2 protein-coding genes are annotated in these 2,896 nt (G+C 68.5%); both read right to left on the bottom strand.

Features of this window, described 5'->3' with window-relative positions:
• Nucleotides 1–395 precede the first annotated feature (395 nt).
• Nucleotides 396–1,865, bottom strand: a complete 1,470-nt coding sequence (locus ACWDNU_RS45060; RefSeq protein ID WP_370940531.1) for an MFS transporter — start codon at nt 1,863–1,865, stop codon at nt 396–398.
• On the bottom strand, nt 1,865–2,896 hold a 1,032-nt coding region (locus ACWDNU_RS45055), incomplete at its 5' end, for a helix-hairpin-helix domain-containing protein (protein ID WP_449673358.1). The genes ACWDNU_RS45055 and ACWDNU_RS45060, both read right to left, overlap by 1 nt.

Below are 2,896 nucleotides of genomic sequence, written 5' to 3'. Positions count from 1 at the left end.
GTCGAGCCGGGAAGGGAAAGGCGGGCGGGCCCGGTTCCCCCTCGCCCGGGCCCGCCCCGTTGCCTTCGCGCGCACTCGGCCGGCCACTCCGGGCAGTGCCCCGGCGATTCGCCGTACGGTCCCCCGCGGACGCCGACGAATTTCGTACCGGAATGCGACTCCGGGTGTCCATTCCCCGGAACTTCGGACTCCCGGGCCTCTCGGCCGATCGACCCATCCCCGGTCGATCGAACGAATTGCCACTGTAGGTAGCCAAAGTGTCGTTCTGAAGGCTCCATAAGGTCTACTCGGTTGCTCTGAGTAGCACTAGGGCCGAAGGTCACCTGTCACCCGGATGGAGTATCACCTGGTGGCGGTAAGTAGCTCACCGAACCGGCAAGATAAGAGTTGCCAGGTTACGTACGGTGAATATTCGCTGCGGACTGCGCGGCTTGGCGGTCCTCCGTCAGGATGGCACGCCTCCGGCGGGCGCGAAGTTCCAGGGTCGCGAAAGCCAGCGCGACCAGCGTGAGCCCGGCGGCGCAGCACATCGCCGCGGTGAGCGCGGTCTGGTGCCCGGCCGCCGGGACCACCGATTCGAACACCGACGCCAGCACGGCCGTGCCGATCGCGGTGCCGATCCGCTGGCCGGTCTGCAGCGCTCCCCCGGCGACGCCGGCCAGGCGGTTCGGGACGCATTCGAGGGTGAGCGTCGTGTTCGGCGAGATCACCATTCCGCCGCCGATCCCGCCGATCAGCAGCGGACCGGCGACCGCGAAGCCCGCAGCAGATGGCGGTACCCACTGCACGACCAAGGCCACGGACAGCAGCGAAAGCGCGACGATGCTCAAGCCGGTGACGGTCAGCCTCCGGCCGAACCGGGTCACGAGCCGTCCGGCGACGGCTGCTGTCACGGCAGAGCTCAAAGCGAACGGAGTGACTGCCAGGCCTGACTGCAGCGGCGTGTATCCGAGCCCTTGTTGGAAGAAGAGCGCGAACACCAGCCAGATCCCGGCGAACCCGCAGAAGTACAGCGCTCCGACCGCAGCGCCGCTGGCGTAGCCCGGGGTGCCGGTGAAGAGCCGGATGTCCAGCAGCGGCGGCCGGTTCTTTCGCGTAACGCGCCGTTCCCACCACACGAACGCCACGCCGAAGACGATCGCCACCCCGAACAGCCACCAGAACCGGCCGAGCCCGCCCCGTTCGGATTGCACGAGCGGAAGCAGCACGCCGAGCACCGCGACGGCCAGCAGCACGATCCCGACATAGTCGATTTCCGTGCGCCACCGGAGTTTCCGCCGGTCCGCGTGCGGCAGCAGTTTCATCGCGAGCCCGAACGCGACGACGCCGATCGGCACGTTCACGTAGAACACCCACCGCCAGCCGTCCGGGTCGCCGAACAGCGCGAGGATCACGCCGCCGAGCACCGGCCCAACGGCGGTGGAGATGCCGACGACCGCGCCGAACATGCCGAACGCCCGGCCGCGCTCAGCGCCGCGGAACAGATCCTGGATGAGGCCGCTGTTCTGCGGCGTCAGCATGCCCGCGGCACAGCCCTGGGCGAGCCGGGCGGCGACGAGCGTCGCCGGGTCGGAGGCCGCTCCGGCGAGCGCGCTTGTCGCGACGAACGCGGCCAGCGCGATCAGGAACATCCGGCGGCGGCCCAGCGCGTCGCCGAGCCGGCCGCCGGTGACCAGGACCAGGCCGAAGGTGAGGGCATAGCCCGAGACCACCCACTGGATGGTGCCCGCGCCGGTGTGCAGGTCGCGCTGGATCGAGGGCAGAGCCGTGTTGACGATGCTGACGTCCAGCAACGTCATGAACCCGGCGGCGAGGGTGACCGCGAGCGCCCGCCAGCGGCGGGGATCCGGCTCCGCCCCGGTCATCAGGTGTTGGCGGTGATCCCAGGGATGCCCTTGAGCTCACCGATGAGCATCGAACTGACCTTCACCGGGTAATCGTAAAGCGCGAAGACCGTCTGGTTCTTGCCGACGAGCTTGAGGTGCACCGGCGTATCGCCCTTGTGCGCCAGCAGCGTCGACTTCAGTTCGCTGACCACCGCCTGGTCGATCTTCTCCGCGGCGGCCAGCAGCACCAGCGGCGGTTCCTCGTCGCCGTTGCCGATCTCGGACAGGTCCAGCGGCACGAGCCCGCCGCCGAACACCGACATCTTGTCCTCGCGCCAGTTGACCCGGCCCTTCACCAGCACCGCGTTGTCCTCGACCAGATCCGCGGCGAACATCGAGTACGCCTTGGCGAAGAACAGCACCTCGAGCGCGGCGTCCATGTCCTCGACAGTGCAGATCGCCCAGGGCTCGCCCTTCTTGTTGACCCGGCGTTCGAGCGAGGTGAGCAGGCCGGAGATGACGACCTCGCCCTCCTTCGGCGGGTCGGCGAGCAGCGCGGCGATCGGCTTCGGCGCGTGTTTGCGGAGGATGCGCTCCGCCCCGTCGAGCGGGTGCGCCGAAACGTACAGGCCTAGCATTTCGCGCTCGTAGGCGAGGAGCTGCTTGCGCGGGTACTCCTCTTCGCCGAACTTGAGGTGCGCGAGCGGCGAGGAGGACGGAGCAGCCTCGGCCGCGTCGCCGTCGTCGGCTCCGAACGAGCCGAACAGGTCGAACTGGCCCATCGCTTCCTGGCGCTTGAGCGGGACGACGGCTTCCACCGCGTCCTCGTGCACCTGGATCATCGATAGCCGCGTGTGGCCCATCGAATCGAACGCGCCCGCCTTGATCAGCGACTCGATCACCCGCTTGTTGCAGGCCACCAGCTCCGACTTGTCCAGGAACTCGGTGAACGAGGAGTACTTGCCCTTCTCCTCGCGCGTCTTGATGATCGACTCCACCACGTTCGCGCCCACGTTGCGCACCGCGCCCAGACCGAAGCGGATGTCGTTCCCGACGGCCGCGAACCGCAA

The sequence above is a fragment of the Amycolatopsis sp. NPDC003676 genome (assembly GCF_053587275.1).
This window is presented reverse-complemented; position numbering and strand designations above follow the sequence as displayed.